Here is a 14,401-nt window from a genome sequence, read left to right as displayed (position 1 = left end):
ACTTCGCGGCTCTTTTATCAGCCACACATAAAAGTCTTATTTAAGTTCACTGCCTAATGAAACTTACATAAGCCTTTTTAACAGAGTCTGCGAGCACTATGCGCCTACTAAAAAATAACACTGCAAGAGTCAGCTTAGTCCTTTTCTTATCTACTTTGTTGACCGCTTGTGGCTTTCACTTGCGTGGAGAGTACAACGTTCCCGAAGATATCAAAGAAATCTCAGTCACCAGCTTTGACCCATATGGAAAAATCACCCGACTGGTTAAAGAACAACTAAGATTGAGTAAAATAGAAATCGTCGACCCACAGCCTAACATCCCTAACCTCCATATTACCGGAGAGTCTATCAGCGACCGCACACTGTCTTTGTATCAAAATACAAGAGCGGCAGAAAAAGAACTGACCTATATCGTGAATTATCGTGTTACGGTTCCTGAGCTTGGCTCTAAAGATTTCTCTGCGCAAATCACACGTAGCTATCTCGATAACCCACTTTCAGCTCTGGCAAAGTCAGAAGAGCGCTCTTTAATTGAAGACGAGATGAGAAACTTTTCAGCTCAACAAATGATGCGCCAAATGGCACGTCTTAAAACCGATATTGAACAGTACGAAGCACAACAAGAAACCGTAGAGTCAGACGCTACCTCGTCTCCTCAACCCTAGTGACGCAGAGTAGAACGACGTGAGAGTATTTGCTGACCGCCTTGCAGAAACACTGAATCGTCAGTGGCATGGCTGCTACCTTGTTTTTGGTAATGAACCATTATTTGTACAAGAAAGTCGAGACTTGATCATTCGTCATGCTCGACAGTTAGGATTTGAAGAACATCATAGGTTCTCCGTGGACAGTTCATTGGACTGGAATGATGTCTATGACTGCACACAAGCCCTTAGCTTGTTTTCATCTAAGCAAATTATAGAGTTATCCATCCCTGAGTCAGGTATTAACGCAGCTATCGCCAAACAGCTGTTAGAAATATCGTCACACTTGCATGAAGACATTGTTGTTATCATCACTGGAACCAAGCTGACGCGAGCTCAAGAATCAGCAAAATGGTTCAAGGCTCTAAATGGCTGCTTGGTGAGCTGCGCCGCCCCTGATGTCAAACACCTCCCTCAATGGGTAATGAGGCGATGCAATGCCTCAGGACTTAAGCCTGACGGTGAAGCGATACAGCTCCTATGTCAGTGGCATGAGGGAAACCTGTTTGCTCTTTCTCAAAGCTTAGAGAAGCTGTCATTGCTCTATCCTGATGGCCAACTCAATCTGCTCCGTGTTCAAGAGTCGCTGAGCCGCCATAACCATTTTACAGTGTTCCACTGGATAGATGCGATCTTAGAGGGTAAACCAAAGCGAGCGAATCGAATTCTCTTACAACTTGAAGCAGAAGGAGTAGAAGCCGTTATTTTGTTGCGTTCGATTCAAAAAGAGCTACAACAGCTCATCAAAATGCAACAGATGTTGACTCAATCTTCGCTTAACCAAGTCTTTGATAGCTTCAGAGTGTGGCAAAATAAAAAACCACTCTATAGCGCTGCTCTGCAGCGCCTTACCGCAATACGACTTAAACAAGCCATGCAACTACTCGCTTCAATCGAGGTCCAAGTAAAGACCCAGTACGAGTTGAGCCCGTGGCCCTTTCTACACCAGCTAACGCTCAACCTGAGTGCTACTGACAGCAGCCTGTCTTTACATCCATAATTTCGTGGTATAATTGCGGGTCAATTGAGCCTGAGGCTCAACTTAATTAAGAACAACGAGGAAAAACTTTTGCAACGCGAAGAATTGAAACTATTTCTAGCCGACAAAGCCGACGATATGAAAGCACAAGACATCGTAACGATTGATGTTGAAGGGAAGTCTAGCGTGACTGATTTTATGATTGTCTGTACGGGTACGTCAAAAAGACATGTAATTTCAATTGCCGATCATGTTGCTTCTGAAGTGAAGAAAGCGGGTATGGAACCTCTCGGCGTTGACGGTGAACAAGAAGGTGAATGGGTAGTTCTCGATATGGGGTCAACCATGCTGCATGTCATGCAGGAACAGCACCGTGATCTTTACCAATTAGAAAAGCTTTGGAGCTAATACATTGAAACTCCAACTCATCGCAGTCGGTACTAAAATGCCGAAGTGGGTCGAAGAAGGCTTTCAAGAATACAAGCGTCGCTTCCCTCATGATATGCCACTTGAACTGGTGGAAATTGTCGCGGGGAAGCGAGGCAAAAATGCTGATATAGCACGTATCTTACAAAAAGAGGGCGAAGCGATGTTAGCAGCGGTTCCTAAAGGAAACCGTATTGTGACATTAGATATTCCAGGTAAGAAATGGGATACCCCTCAACTGGCTGAGCAACTCGAGAGCTGGAAGCTAGATGGGCGCGACGTCTCTATTTTGATTGGTGGCCCAGAAGGTCTAGCACCAGCTTGTAAAGCCGCTGCCGATCAAACCTGGTCACTTTCAGCGCTAACGCTACCCCACCCTCTGGTGAGAATTGTCATGGCGGAAAGCCTCTATCGCGCTTGGTCAATTACTGCAAACCATCCTTACCATAGAGAGTAAGCCAACAAGTTATGAGACGTAAACGTAGCCAGATACGGGACCATCAGGCAGAAGCACGGCTGTTCAAAAGCCGTGCTGTCGTTGCATTCGTATTTATCATTGCCATGATGCTAGTACTTGTTGCAAACCTTTATAATATTCAGGTTAATCAGTATCAAGACTACAAGACTCGCTCTAATGATAACCGCATTAAAGTCGTACCAATCGCGCCAAATCGCGGCCTTATCTATGACAGAAATGGCATCCTATTGGCAGAGAACCGTCCAGTCTTCAACCTAGAAATCACCCCAGAAAAGGTGAAAAACATGGATGAGACTATTGCTGGGCTGCGTAAATTTTTAGATATCCCCGAAGAACGTATTGAAGCATTTGAACGAGACCGAAAACGTACTCGCCGATTCAAATCTATCCCTCTTCTTACTCAATTAACCGAAGAACAAGTTGCTGTTTTCTCCGTTAATCAACATAAGTTTCCTGGCGTAGAAATAGCGGCAAACCTGAAGCGTTATTACCCATTTGGCGATGTACTGACGCATGTTATTGGCTACGTATCACGAATAAACGATCGTGATATGCGTCGTCTCGTCAGAGAAGAAAGAGACGCGAATTACCAAGCTACTCGTGACATTGGTAAGTTAGGCATCGAACGTTACTACGAAGAAATTCTACACGGCACCGCAGGTTATCAAGAAGTTGAAGTAAACAGTCGTGGTCGAGTACTGCGTACCTTAAAGTTTGTTCCGCCAATTCCGGGCAAAGATATCGTGCTAAACCTCGATATCAAACTACAACTTAAAGTTCATAAACTGTTAGCAGGAAGACGCGGCTCTGCGATTGTCCTAGATCCAAATGACAATGGCGTACTCGCAATGGTGTCTAGCCCTAGTTATGACCCTAACGCCTTTGTAAATGGTATTTCAAGTAAAGCTTATAAAGCCCTTTTGGAAGATAAAAACCGTCCACTGGTGAACCGTGCAACGCTTGGTATTTATCCACCAGCATCAACGGTAAAACCTTTTATTGCGGTTGGGGCACTCCAAGAAGGCGTCATTACGCCTCAAACAACGCGTAATGACCCTGGGTATTGGCGAATTCCAAACTCGAAAACGCGTCCCTTCCGTGATTGGTTACGTTGGGGACACGGTAAAGTCAATATCCTTAAAGCCATTGAAGAATCCGTGGATACTTTCTTCTATCAAATCGCCTATGATATGGGCATTGATAGACTATCTAAGTGGATGATGATGTTTGGTTTTGGTGACTATACCGGCATTGATATCTATGAAGAAAGTAAAGCGAATATGCCGACACGAGAATGGAAAATGGCTCGTCATCGCACGCCATGGTATCAAGGTGATACGATTCCTGTAGGCATTGGACAAGGTTATTGGACTGCAACGCCAATGCAAATAGCCAAAGCTACCTCCGTACTGGTTAATCATGGAGAAGTTTTATCTCCACACCTATTACGTGCCACTATCGATAATGGTGATAGTTTTGAACACCAAACAATGGCTGAAGTTGACTCTCGCCCGCCGATTACTGGAGTGAAAGAGAGCTACTGGGACATCGCACTCGAAGGTATGCGGTTGGTTAACCATGGTGTCAAAGGTACTGCTCGCCGCGCCTTTAAGAACATGCCTTATCAGTCGGGTGGTAAGTCCGGTACAGCGCAGGTGTTTAGCTTGGCTCAAGACCAGGAGTACAACGCTGAGGAACTGGAGGAGCACCTAAAAGACCACGCATTATTCACGGGTTTTGCACCTTTCAAAGATCCAAAGGTAGTTGTGACAGTTGTACTAGAAAACGCCGGAGGTGGTTCTTCTAATGGCGCACCTGTAGCACGTCAGCTGTTTGATTTGGCCCTTCGAGACGAAAAGAGTGAAGAAGAATGAGATTTGATCCATCAACAGGACAAAATAGAGTTCTATTCGAACGCTTCCATATCGATTTGCCACTGCTATTAGGTATTCTCGCTTTAATGGCCTTTGGTCTAGTTGTTATGTACAGTGCAAGTGGGCAGAGCTTGGCCATGATGGACAGGCAAGCCATGCGTATGGTTCTCGCCCTCGTTGTTATGATTGTACTCGCACAATTCTCCCCGAGAACCTACGAGTCACTCGCTCCAATCATGTTCTTTGTTGGGGTACTATTGCTACTCGGAGTATTGTTTTTTGGTGAAGCATCTAAGGGAGCGCAGAGGTGGCTCAATTTAGGTTTTGTTCGCTTTCAACCTTCAGAACTACTGAAACTTGCCGTGCCTTTAATGGTCGCTCGATACATAGGTAAGCGTTCACTTCCCATCACCTTCCAAACTTTAGTGATGTCTTTGGTGATGGTATTTGTACCAACTATTTTGATTGCTAAACAACCCGACTTAGGTACATCCATACTAATTGCCGCTTCTGGTATTTTCGTAATCTTCCTTGCAGGTATCAGTTGGAAAATCATTATTAGTGCGGTTGTAGCACTTGGGGCCTTTATCCCTGTGTTATGGTTCTTTTTGATGCGTGAGTACCAAAAAGTCCGTGTCAGAACCTTGTTCGATCCAGAATCAGATCCACTCGGTGCGGGCTATCATATTATCCAAAGTAAGATAGCCATTGGTTCTGGTGGGATTACTGGCAAAGGCTGGATGCAAGGCACTCAATCACAACTTGAATTTATTCCAGAACGACATACTGACTTTATTTTTGCAGTTATCGCCGAAGAATGGGGCATGATAGGCATTTTATTATTGCTTTCCCTCTATCTATTTATTATTGGCCGTGGTTTATATTTAGCCAGTTCAGCACAAACCGCATTCGGTAGAATGATGGCAGGCAGCATTGTACTTAGCTTTTTTGTTTACGTTTTCGTAAATATTGGTATGGTAAGCGGTATATTACCTGTAGTAGGCGTACCTCTACCTCTTGTCAGTTATGGCGGCACCTCCATGGTGACGTTAATGGCTGGTTTCGGCATCTTAATGTCTATCCATACGCACAGAAAGGCATTTTCAAAGGCAACGTAATGAATCGATTTTCTATCCGCCACCGTCACTACCAAACATTGCTTTGCTTTACTGTGGGATTGGTCGCTCTTGCTGGTTGTTCGTCGTCTGACAGTCGCTATGAGTTAAGCGATGATGTTGCACCTTCAAGTCCTATCTCTGTTGACCATATTGAAGGAGCTCAACCTAAATATGAACCTTATAGCTTAGGCGGCAACAAGAACTACACCTTGCGAGGAAACAGCTACAAGGTGATTAAAGATCCAACCGGATTTAAAGAGCGCGGACAGGCTTCGTGGTATGGGAAAAAATTTCATGGTCATCTGACGTCGAATGGTGAAGTGTATGACATGTATTCTATGTCGGCTGCCCATAAAACCTTGCCTCTACCAAGCTATGTTAAGGTCACCAATTTAGACAATGGCAAAGAAACCATCGTTCGCGTCAATGATCGAGGTCCTTTTCACGAAGGGCGAATCATTGATTTGAGCTATGCGGCGGCAAAGAAACTCGATGTCATTAAGACAGGTACCGCCAATGTTGAGATTGAGGTAATCATTGTCGAACGCTCCACTAGCCAACATAAAGTAGACAAACACCCAGAGTACACCATTCAAGTTGCCGCATCTCCACATAAGGATCGCGTCGAAACTTTATCGAAAGAACTCGGTCAAAAGCTATCAGTGGACACATTTCTAGCACCTGTAAATAGCAACTACCGTCTAATGCTTGGTCCTTTCAAAGACTACAAGCAGACTCAAGATGTTCTCGAACAAGTGAAAAAGATTGGCTACTCCTCAGCTTTCGTCAAAAAAATGTAAACATCATTGACATAAATAACGGTTGTTACTTAGTGTAAGCTATCTAGTTTGCCCAGACCGTTCTGTTAATATACGGACAACAAACAAAAATTGTATTCAAATGAATAAGAATAAACCTTCTATGAAACTTCTAACTTCCATTGCTCTTACCGCAACTTTAGCAGCAACTTCTGCTTCTGCGGCGCCTGTTGTTATGCCGGATGCACCTCAAATCGCAGCGAAAGGCTTCGTTTTGATGGACTACAACTCAGGTAAAGTCCTAGCTGAAAAAGAGATGAACACTCAACTTCACCCGGCTAGCTTGACAAAAATGATGACCAGCTACGTTATCGGCCAAGAACTGAAGCGTGGCAACATCACTCCAGAAGATGAAGTTACCATCAGTAAAAACGCTTGGGCAAAGAACTTCCCTGATTCATCGAAGATGTTTATCGAAGTTGGCACAAAGGTAACCGTTGAAGAGCTTAACAAAGGCATCATTATTCAATCAGGTAATGATGCATGTGTAGCAATGGCTGAGCATATCGCAGGTTCAGAAGACGCGTTTGTCGATCTAATGAATGCGTGGGCAAAGTCTATTGGCATGAACAATTCACACTTCGCCAACGTACACGGCTTGGATAACCCGAACCTATATTCTACGCCTTACGATTTAGCGCTACTTGGTCGTGCACTGATCCGCGACGTTCCAGATGAGTACCGTATTTACTCAGAGAAAAAATTCACCTACAACGGCATTACCCAATATAACCGTAATGGCTTATTGTGGGATAAGAGCATGAACGTTGATGGCATTAAAACTGGCCACACAAGCCAAGCTGGTTATAACTTAGTGAGCTCAGCAACTGAAGGTAAGATGCGTTTAGTTGCGGTAGTTATGGGCACTAAGAGCGCCAATGCACGTAAATCTGAAAGTAAAAAGCTGTTGAGCTATGGCTTCCGTTTCTTCGAAACAGTGAATCCACATAAAGCCGACGAAACCTTCGTAGAAGAAAAAGTCTGGATGGGTGACAAAGACGCTGTAGCACTAGGTGTTGACCAAGATACCTTCGTCACACTTCCACGCGGCCAAGCGAAAAACCTAAAAGCAAGTTTCGTACTTGAAAAACAGCTTGAAGCACCAATATCTAAAGGCGATGTCGTTGGTAAGCTATACTATCAACTAGACGGCGAAGATGTTGCTGAATACCCACTACTTGCACTTGAAGATGTTCAAGAAGGTAGCCTATTCAGTCGTCTATGGGATTACATCGTATTACTTTTCAAGAGCTTGTTCTAATAATCAAACTCTAGAGCTAAAAGTAATCAAGTTTCCGTAAAGCCGCATAATGCGGCTTTACTTTTTGTTGGCTTGAGATCATCCACATAAGGCATTACTATTCGCATCGTTATAACGAATTGGTATTTTTGGAGTCCCTAATATGTTGACCATCAACTCTGATGCAAAACTCAAAGACCTACTAGAGTTCCCTTGCTCTTTTACATTCAAAGTGATGGGTTACGCTAAGCCAGAACTTCCTGAAAAGGTAGTGGAAGTAATCCAGCGCCACGCGCCAGGGGACTACAGCCCAACTATCAAACCAAGTGCAAAAGGCAACTACCATGCAGTATCGATCAACATCACTGCAACGTCTATCGAGCAGGTAGAGACCTTATACAAAGAACTTGGTGAAATCGATATTGTTCGCATGGTTCTATAAAAATTTGAAAATTTAAATTTTTTTTGAAAGCAGCTTAGGCTGCTTTCTTTTTATATTTCAAAAACCTAGCACTTAATAGTGATTCAGTCGTTAAGAATTCGTTATTTATTGGTAGTTCAAAACCACAGACATGTTTATAATGCGAATACTTTATTAAGTAGCAGCGGAGTGATTGGTGGAAAATCAACTAGTTGTAAGAAAGCTTGGTAGAAAGGACTACGAGCCTGTCTGGAAAGCGATGCATGAGTTTACTGATAATCGCACAGAACAAACGCGCGACGAAGTCTGGTTAGTTGAACACAACCCTGTGTTTACGCAAGGTCAAGCAGGCAAAGCCGAGCATCTACTTAACACTGGTGATATTCCCGTTGTTCAAAGTGACCGAGGTGGTCAAGTCACCTATCATGGTCCAGGCCAGTTAGTGGCCTATTTCCTAATCAACCTCCGTCGTAAAAAACTGGGCGTTCGTGAACTGGTTACTCATATCGAAGACCTCGTTATTCAAACGCTAAAAGAATACAATATCGAATCGGCTGCGAGACCCGACGCACCTGGCGTCTATGTTGACAATAAAAAAGTATGTTCATTGGGCTTACGCATCAGAAAAGGATGCTCTTTCCATGGACTAGCATTGAACGTCAATATGGATCTCACTCCCTTTTTAAGAATTAATCCTTGCGGCTATGCCGGAATGGAAATGGTTCAGGTCAGCCAGTTGGGCGGTCCACAGCAAGTGTCCGTCGTAGAAGACCAATTAATCAAAGCACTCATAACAATACTTGATTACGAGCAAGTAGAATTCAGCGAAGAAGCATAAGACGATGAGCAAACCTATCCAAATGGAAAAAGGCGTTAAGTACCGTGACGCTGACAAAATGGCATTGATTCCAGTTAAGAATATGCCTACCGAGCAAAAAGAGATCCTTCGTAAGCCTGAGTGGATGAAGATCAAACTCCCGGCAGACAGCCAACGTATTCAAGATATTAAATCTGCAATGCGTAAAAATAACCTGCACTCTGTTTGTGAAGAAGCATCCTGCCCCAACTTAGCTGAATGCTTCAACCACGGTACTGCAACATTTATGATTCTTGGCGCAATCTGTACTCGTCGTTGCCCATTCTGCGATGTTGCCCATGGTCGCCCCAACGCTCCAGAAGCTGGTGAACCTAAAAAGCTGGCGCAAACAATCAAAGACATGAAGCTGAAGTATGTCGTGGTGACTTCTGTAGACCGCGATGATCTTCGTGATGGTGGTGCAACACACTTTGCTGACTGTAATCGTGAAATCCGTGCACTTAACCCGGAAATCCGTATTGAAACCTTAGTTCCAGATTTCCGTGGCCGTATGGATGTTGCGCTTGAGGCAATGAAAGACAACCCACCAGATGTTTTCAACCACAACCTAGAGACCGCTCCTCGTCTCTATCGTAAAGCTCGTCCAGGTGCAAACTACAAGTGGTCGCTACAACTGCTTAAGAAGTTTAAAGAGATGCACCCTGACGTACCAACAAAGTCGGGCTTAATGATGGGCTTGGGAGAAACAAAAGAAGAGATCGTGGAAGTGTTGAAAGACCTTCGTGAGCACGGCGTTACCATGTTAACGTTAGGCCAGTACCTTGCGCCAAGCCGTCACCATTTACCTGTAGAACGCTACGTTCCACCTTCTGAGTTCGATGAGCTAAAGGATATTGCACTGGAACTTGGCTTTACTCACGCGGCATGTGGTCCATTCGTTCGTTCTTCTTATCATGCGGACTTACAGGCTCAAGGCGTAGAAATTAAGTAATTCCATTTGTGGTTTTTTGTTAAACACGGATTCGCTCTCGGAGCCATCCGTGTTTTTTTTAAGAAAAATCGCCAAGATGACAATCTCATACTCGCATTTTCGCTATATTTAGGTAGGCTTAAAGAAAAATATTATTCAATCAAGGATGTAGCATGAAGTTACTTAAAGTTGGTCTGCCTATTTTAGCCGCTACTGTTATTGGTGGTTGTGCGCAGAATACTCAACAAGACAACTACTTAGAGGCGTCATTTGAACTGTGTAATACCGAGGTAAATCTGTACTCGGTGAGCGACGATGGTCGAGTTCGTATCGTTTGTAAAGACGGCGCTAAATTCGCACTGAACAGCGAGAAAACGCTGGATATCATGCGTGACATTAATATCGATTACTGTAATGGTGAAGGCTTGGGTCAATTTAGTGAAAGTCGCAAGTACTACTCGTTCAAGTGTAAATCTGGAACTTTACTGAATATCAATAAATAGCTAGCGTTTACTTTTCAAACGAATACAAGATCAAAAAAGCGAGCTCATAGCTCGCTTTTATTATTTCTTAGATAAATCTATTAAGCGTAAACAGGTAGACGCTTACAGATCTCGAGTACTTTAGCTTTTGTTGCTTCAATCACTGTTTCATCATTGATGTTGTCTAAAACATCACACATCCAGTTGGCAAGTTCAGTCGCATCTGCTTCAGTAAAACCACGGCGAGTAATCGCTGGAGAACCAACACGGATACCAGACGTTACGAACGGGCTACGAGGGTCATTTGGTACTGAGTTTTTGTTTACAGTAATGTTCGCTGCACCTAGGGCTGCATCCGCTTCTTTACCTGTAATATCTTTGTCGATTAGGTCAACAAGGAACAGGTGGTTCTCAGTGCCGTTAGACACAATCTTGTAGCCGCGCTCTTGGAACTGGGCAACCATCGCTTTTGCGTTCTTAACTACGCGAGCTTGGTACTCTTTAAACTCAGGCTCCATTGCTTCTTTGAATGCTACTGCTTTACCAGCGATAACATGCATCAAAGGACCACCTTGACCACCAGGGAAAACAGCTGAGTTAAGCTTCTTGTACATGTCTTCGCCTGCATTAGACAGGATTAGACCACCGCGAGGACCCGCTAATGTTTTGTGTGTTGTGGTCGTCACAACGTGTGCATGAGGAACAGGCGTTGGATAAACACCAGCTGCAATAAGACCTGCAACGTGCGCCATATCAACAAACAGATACGCATCAACTTTATCCGCAATTTCACGCATACGAGCCCAATCTACGATCTGGCTATATGCAGAGAAACCACCAATGATCATTTTTGGCTTGTGCTCAAGTGCTAGCTGTTCCATCTCGTCATAGTTGATTTGACCAGCTTCATCGATACCGTAAGGAATTACGTTGTAGTGCTTACCAGAGAAGTTAACTGGAGAACCGTGAGTGAGGTGACCGCCATGAGCCAAGCTCATACCTAATACTGTATCGCCCGGGTTAAGTAGAGCCATGTACACGGCACTATTCGCTTGAGAGCCAGAGTGAGGCTGAACGTTCGCATACTCACAACCAAATAGCTCACACGCACGGTCAATCGCTAGTGCTTCCGCTTTATCGACGTATTCACAACCACCGTAGTAGCGCTTGCCCGGATAACCTTCAGCATATTTGTTTGTTAGCTGAGAGCCTTGCGCTTCCATTACGCGAGGGCTGGTGTAGTTTTCCGAAGCGATAAGCTCGATGTGCTCTTCTTGACGAAGGGTTTCTTCTTGAATAGCTGCAAATAGCTCCGCATCGTAATCAGCGATGTTCATATCACGCTTAAGCATCTGTATCTCCTGACTCAGATTGTTCTGAAAGTTTCAAAAAAACCACACAATGACCAAAAGCAAACGTTTTCGTCACCACATTTGATGACTTGCATCATACATAATTTGATCTAGGTCATAAAGAGAAAATTGGAAATTTCTCATGCAGTTTTCTCATAGTGAACCTTAGGTATCATCATGGGCGCCTGAATTAGTACGACAATGTGTACACTAAGTGTCAATAATTCCATTTACACAGTGTAAAATTTGAATTACATAGGTTTACCGCAAATTTCGCCTTCAAGCTACCGAAAAGATCATCTTTTCAATACTATTGCGGCGATTATTACTAAGAAGAATTTTGAACTGATGCAAAAACACTCACGTAGAGAAGATTGGATAGCAATACTGACTGGTACATTTATTGTTGCCCAAGGTATTTTCTTTCTTCAGTCGGCTCAACTATTAACTGGCGGTACCACAGGTCTGGCGCTTCTTGTAAGCCAGTTTGTGCCGGTTTCTTTCGGTACCTTGTATTTTGCCTTCAATAGCCCGTTCTATCTGTTAGCATGGAAACGCTTTGGTAAACGTTTTGCCGCGAGTAGTGCTATTTCGGGGGCGTTGGTCTCTGTTATCACAGACAACATGTACCGTGTCGTGTCACTGGATCAGATTAACGATATTTATTGTGCTATTGCTGGCGGCTTGCTGATGGGTCTCGGCATGCTGATTCTATTCAGACATCGCTCAAGTCTTGGTGGGTTCAATGTGCTTTGCCTGTTTATTCAAGATAAATTTGGTATTTCAGTTGGCAAAACTCAAATGGCAATAGATTGCTCGATCCTAGTCGCTTCATTCTTCTTTGTCTCACCGAGCGTCATTATGACCTCCATCTTGGGTGCAGTAATGCTGAACCTTGTTCTAGCTATGAACCATAAGCCTACCCGCTACGTAGTGACCTACGGTTAATACCAATGCCCTTCGCTTTCCTCTCAGTTCGGCGAAGGGCATTGCTCGTTACTTATTAATCAAAATAGCTACCGTCTCATACGGCTTCATGACTACTTTTTTCTCAAGTGTTACTGTGCGTTCTAGGTCGTAGTTGCTCAAGACTCGTTGTCCAGTGAGCGCAACGAAAGGTTCAGGTAGAGTGACCTGAGTCTCCTGCCCGAAATAGTTATTCAGGCATAGCAACATGGTTTCAGCGTTTTCTCGCAGATATCCATGCACCTGTTCATGCTCCGGGAACAAATCAGTATAACTACCATCGGTTATCACAGGCACTGTTTTGCGAAGAGCGATAAGCTCCTTGTAGAAGTAGAACACGGATTGTTCGTCTTGAAGTGCTGCCTGAGCATTGATCTGCGAGTAGTTTTCAGAGACTCCAATCCAAGGTGTTCCTGAAGTAAAGCCAGCATTAACACTACCATCCCACTGCATCGGCGTACGAGAGTTATCGCGAGATTTTTGCTGCAAAATCGCCATCATCTCATCATGAGACGTTGTGCCCTCTTCAACCATTAGTTTGTACATATTCAAACTTTCCACATCACGATACTGAGCAAGCTCAGTAAAGCCTGGGTTAGTCATACCAATCTCTTCGCCTTGGAATATGTATGGCGTTCCCTGCATTAAATGGACGGATGCTGCGAGCATTTTCGCCGACTTATTGTGATAGCGGGTATCATTACCCAAGCGGCTCACAATACGTGGCTGGTCATGGTTACACCAAAACAGTGCTCCCCAACCTTTGCCATTCAGACCCGTTTGCCAATGGTTGAAAATCTGCTTGAGCTGGGCAAAGTCAAAATCCGCTTTAGTCCACTTCTCTCCATTTGGATAATCAACTTTCAAGTGATGAAAGTTAAACACCATCGACAGCTCTTTGCTATCTAACGCGCTGTATTGCTGGCAATGCTCTAGCGTTGTCGAAGACATCTCACCGACCGTCACTGAACCATACTTTTGGAATACCGCTTCGCTGATCTCTTGTAGATATTCATGCACTCTTGGGCCATCAGTGTAAAAGCGACGGCCATCACCAATATGATCATCTGCAAAATCTTGCTGCTTTGAAATCAGGTTAATGACGTCTAACCTAAATCCATCGACTCCTTTTTGCGCCCAAAACTCAATCACACGTTTTACGTCGTCTCGAACAGCAGGGTTCTCCCAGTTCAGATCGGCCTGCTCTTTGGCAAACAAATGCAAATAGTATTCGTTTGTGGCTTCATCTAGTGCCCATGCAGAGCCACCAAATTTAGATTGCCAGTTGTTTGGGGCTTGCCCATCACGACCAGGTTTCCAAATATAATAATCACGATAAGGACTTTGCTTATCACCAAGAGCCGACTGGAACCATTCATGCTGTGTTGACGTGTGGTTCACTACGATATCCATGATAATACGAATCCCCTTTTGATGAGCTTGTTCTAGTAGCTCATCAAAATCTTGCATGGTGCCAAAATCAGGGTTAATAGCGTAATAGTCAGCAATATCGTAACCGTTATCAATCATTGGAGAGGCATACACTGGTGTTAACCAGATAGCATCAACACCAAGCTGATCAAGGTAATCTAGCTTTGAGGTAATGCCTTTGATATCCCCCATACCTTTGTTGCCGCTGTCACAAAAACTCTTCGGATAGATTTGATAAATAGTGGCGGTTTTCCACCAGTCTTGTTGAGCTTGTTGACTCATCGATTTCAATCTCACTTACCATTACAAAAGAAACAAAAAGAAA

At 44.0% G+C, this 14,401-nt stretch carries 15 protein-coding genes; 13 read left to right on the top strand and 2 right to left on the bottom strand.

The features are described 5' to 3' along the window. Positions 1-98: 98 nt before the first annotated feature. The 12 genes from HOP38_RS03125 to HOP38_RS03070 all read left to right on the top strand — a co-directional run bounded on the left by HOP38_RS03125 (position 99) and on the right by HOP38_RS03070 (position 10,348). Positions 99-665, top strand: coding sequence for an LPS-assembly lipoprotein LptE (locus HOP38_RS03125; protein WP_198557404.1), 567 nt, complete (start codon positions 99-101; stop codon positions 663-665). Between the two features lie 19 nt (positions 666-684). Further along, positions 685-1,704, top strand: a complete 1,020-nt coding sequence (gene holA / locus HOP38_RS03120) for a DNA polymerase III subunit delta (protein WP_198557403.1) — start codon at positions 685-687, stop codon at positions 1,702-1,704. Between the two features lie 69 nt (positions 1,705-1,773). Next, complete coding sequence (rsfS, locus tag HOP38_RS03115) at positions 1,774-2,091, top strand: ribosome silencing factor (protein WP_006075611.1); 318 nt, start codon at positions 1,774-1,776, stop codon at positions 2,089-2,091. 4 nt (positions 2,092-2,095) lie between these two features. Then, positions 2,096-2,566, top strand: coding sequence for a 23S rRNA (pseudouridine(1915)-N(3))-methyltransferase RlmH (gene rlmH / locus HOP38_RS03110; protein ID WP_198557402.1), 471 nt, complete (start codon positions 2,096-2,098; stop codon positions 2,564-2,566). An 11-nt stretch (positions 2,567-2,577) separates the two neighbouring features. After that, the gene (gene mrdA, locus HOP38_RS03105) at positions 2,578-4,461 is read left to right on the top strand and encodes a penicillin-binding protein 2 (protein WP_006075609.1); all 1,884 of its coding nucleotides are present in this window, start codon (positions 2,578-2,580) and stop codon (positions 4,459-4,461) included. Further along, positions 4,458-5,579 carry a rod shape-determining protein RodA gene (gene rodA / locus HOP38_RS03100; protein WP_124940695.1) on the top strand — a complete coding sequence of 374 codons (1,122 nt, stop codon included), beginning with the start codon at positions 4,458-4,460 and terminating at the stop codon, positions 5,577-5,579. The genes mrdA and rodA overlap by 4 nt, the downstream gene beginning before the upstream one ends. Beyond that, the gene (locus HOP38_RS03095; RefSeq protein ID WP_038225413.1) at positions 5,579-6,379 is read left to right on the top strand and encodes a septal ring lytic transglycosylase RlpA family protein; all 801 of its coding nucleotides are present in this window, start codon (positions 5,579-5,581) and stop codon (positions 6,377-6,379) included. Before rodA ends, HOP38_RS03095 begins: the two co-directional genes overlap by 1 nt. Positions 6,380-6,479: 100 nt before the next feature. Then, positions 6,480-7,658 carry a serine hydrolase gene (locus HOP38_RS03090; protein ID WP_031493182.1) on the top strand — a complete coding sequence of 393 codons (1,179 nt, stop codon included), beginning with the start codon at positions 6,480-6,482 and terminating at the stop codon, positions 7,656-7,658. Between the two features lie 142 nt (positions 7,659-7,800). Beyond that, positions 7,801-8,079, top strand: a complete 279-nt coding sequence (ybeD, locus tag HOP38_RS03085) for a DUF493 family protein YbeD (RefSeq protein WP_031493181.1) — start codon at positions 7,801-7,803, stop codon at positions 8,077-8,079. Positions 8,080-8,254: 175 nt separating this feature from the next. After that, a complete protein-coding gene (lipB, locus tag HOP38_RS03080; RefSeq protein WP_198557401.1) occupies positions 8,255-8,896 on the top strand; it encodes a lipoyl(octanoyl) transferase LipB in 642 nt (213 codons plus the stop codon). 4 nt (positions 8,897-8,900) lie between these two features. Then, entirely contained in the window at positions 8,901-9,866 is a 966-nt protein-coding gene (gene lipA, locus HOP38_RS03075) for a lipoyl synthase (protein ID WP_038225414.1), read from the top strand. Positions 9,867-10,018: 152 nt separating this feature from the next. Beyond that, positions 10,019-10,348: a hypothetical protein gene (locus HOP38_RS03070; protein WP_031493179.1), complete on the top strand. Its 330-nt coding sequence runs from the start codon at positions 10,019-10,021 to the stop codon at positions 10,346-10,348. An 80-nt stretch (positions 10,349-10,428) separates the two neighbouring features. Here HOP38_RS03070 and glyA read toward each other — a convergent pair whose 3' ends face one another. Next, complete coding sequence (gene glyA / locus HOP38_RS03065; RefSeq protein WP_124940694.1) at positions 10,429-11,679, bottom strand: serine hydroxymethyltransferase; 1,251 nt, start codon at positions 11,677-11,679, stop codon at positions 10,429-10,431. Between the two features lie 348 nt (positions 11,680-12,027). On the opposite strand from glyA, the gene HOP38_RS03060 reads away from it, so the two are divergent. Beyond that, positions 12,028-12,627 (top strand): YitT family protein, encoded by a 600-nt coding sequence (locus tag HOP38_RS03060; protein ID WP_198557400.1) that lies wholly within the window; start codon positions 12,028-12,030, stop codon positions 12,625-12,627. A 48-nt stretch (positions 12,628-12,675) separates the two neighbouring features. Here the strand turns inward: HOP38_RS03060 and treC are convergent, their stop codons facing one another. Beyond that, on the bottom strand, positions 12,676-14,358 hold the full coding sequence (gene treC / locus HOP38_RS03055; RefSeq protein ID WP_198557399.1) for an alpha,alpha-phosphotrehalase: 1,683 nt from the start codon (positions 14,356-14,358) through the stop codon (positions 12,676-12,678). Positions 14,359-14,401: the final 43 nt, after the last annotated feature.

Source organism: Vibrio mediterranei (genome assembly GCF_013364395.1).
GTDB classification, from domain to species: Bacteria; Pseudomonadota; Gammaproteobacteria; order Enterobacterales; family Vibrionaceae; genus Vibrio; species Vibrio mediterranei.
The sequence above is the reverse complement of the archived record's forward strand: the minus strand, read 5'-3'. Positions and strand labels throughout refer to the sequence as shown.

Coding starts and splice junctions, on each gene's coding strand:
- mrdA (WP_006075609.1), top strand. CDS start 2,578: ATGAGACGTAAACGTAGCCAGATACGGGACCATCAGGCAGAAGCACGG.
- HOP38_RS03070 (WP_031493179.1), top strand. CDS start 10,019: ATGAAGTTACTTAAAGTTGGTCTGCCTATTTTAGCCGCTACTGTTATT.
- glyA (WP_124940694.1), bottom strand. CDS start 11,679: ATGCTTAAGCGTGATATGAACATCGCTGATTACGATGCGGAGCTATTT.
- lipA (WP_038225414.1), top strand. CDS start 8,901: ATGAGCAAACCTATCCAAATGGAAAAAGGCGTTAAGTACCGTGACGCT.
- rodA (WP_124940695.1), top strand. CDS start 4,458: ATGAGATTTGATCCATCAACAGGACAAAATAGAGTTCTATTCGAACGC.
- HOP38_RS03095 (WP_038225413.1), top strand. CDS start 5,579: ATGAATCGATTTTCTATCCGCCACCGTCACTACCAAACATTGCTTTGC.
- ybeD (WP_031493181.1), top strand. CDS start 7,801: ATGTTGACCATCAACTCTGATGCAAAACTCAAAGACCTACTAGAGTTC.
- treC (WP_198557399.1), bottom strand. CDS start 14,358: ATGAGTCAACAAGCTCAACAAGACTGGTGGAAAACCGCCACTATTTAT.
- HOP38_RS03090 (WP_031493182.1), top strand. CDS start 6,480: ATGAATAAGAATAAACCTTCTATGAAACTTCTAACTTCCATTGCTCTT.
- HOP38_RS03060 (WP_198557400.1), top strand. CDS start 12,028: ATGCAAAAACACTCACGTAGAGAAGATTGGATAGCAATACTGACTGGT.
- HOP38_RS03125 (WP_198557404.1), top strand. CDS start 99: ATGCGCCTACTAAAAAATAACACTGCAAGAGTCAGCTTAGTCCTTTTC.